At 54.0% G+C, this 1072-nt stretch carries 1 protein-coding gene; it reads right to left on the reverse strand.

Going from position 1 to position 1072, the window contains the following annotated elements:
• Window positions 1–4: 4 nt before the first annotated feature.
• Window positions 5–1023, reverse strand: a protein-coding gene (locus tag Z052_RS05995) for an IS630 family transposase (protein WP_099288908.1) whose coding sequence is annotated in 2 segments (ribosomal slippage) — window positions 5–513 and window positions 513–1023 — 1020 coding nt in all. Because the reading frame shifts where the segments join, the coding sequence is not laid out codon by codon here.
• Window positions 1024–1072: the final 49 nt, after the last annotated feature.

Raw genomic sequence — 1072 nt, forward strand, 5'->3', positions numbered from 1 at the left:
ATACTCACGGCCATAAGTACGTGAAGACATCTGGAACTTCGATCCGATCGAGTACAGAGAGCGCAGCATCACGAAGATCGTCGAGCGTGTCGAACAGACGGTTGCCAAGCTCTTGATTAAGCTGTCGCCAACACTCTTCCGCGGGGTTCAGCTCCGGTGAACCCCGCGGTAGGTAACAGAGTTCTATCGGTGTACCTTCAGCAAACTCTTGGACCTTGTTCGCCGTGAAATACGAGGCGTTGTCCAAAACGACGCAAATCTTCTCGCCGAATTCAGTCTGAAGTGCGTCGAGAAGTCGAATCGTCGTGTCGCTGTTGAAGTTCTCGGCACAGGGCAGGAAGAACGTCTCGCCAGCATCGCTGACTGCACCGAGCAGCTTGATGCTGTCCCACGCGCCCGTCACCGGCAGTGACGGGCGCTCTCCTTCCGGGAACCACGCATAGATCAGCGTCGAAAGGACCTGACGCGTCTGATCGATGGTCAGGATCGTGTATTCGTTGTCCAAGTTGTCGCACTTTTTTTGAAGCCTTCTTGCCAGGCTTTTTGAGCTCGTTCGTCGGATTTGTGGAACTCCGGCCGGGCTGTCTTCCAAGACAGCCCGGCCTCGGACATTAATCGCCGGACGTGGCGTTCACAGTACTCAACATCGAATTCCTCAGCGAGATAGTGACGCGCCAGTGGAACAGACCACGCGGGCGCATCATATCCGACTTCCTCAGGCGAGTTGTGGAGTGCTTCAACGAACTGTTCGTGCTGTCCGTCGGAGAGTTTCGTTGGTCTGCCTTCACGTGGTTCGTCGTAGACAACAGCTTCGAACGGCTCAGTTTCGAGCCGTTCGAGGCGGTTGAACCACTTCGAAGCCCATCCCTCGGAGTAGCCGTAGAGTTCTGCTGCGTTTTTTTGTGTAACGTCGTCAAACTCTTTGTACGTAATCGCAGCCATTAGACGCTCTGACGCAGCAGATTCTTCGACCTGTTCCAACACCCGACGGAGATGATCTGCTGAGACGTTTTCCAGCGTCACCGTATTGAGTTTAGATACGCTAGCCTCATGAACTTTTAGCTATCAGTAT

The organism is Halorubrum sp. C191 (genome assembly GCF_002727095.1).
Lineage (GTDB): Archaea > Halobacteriota > Halobacteria > Halobacteriales > Haloferacaceae > Halorubrum > Halorubrum ezzemoulense.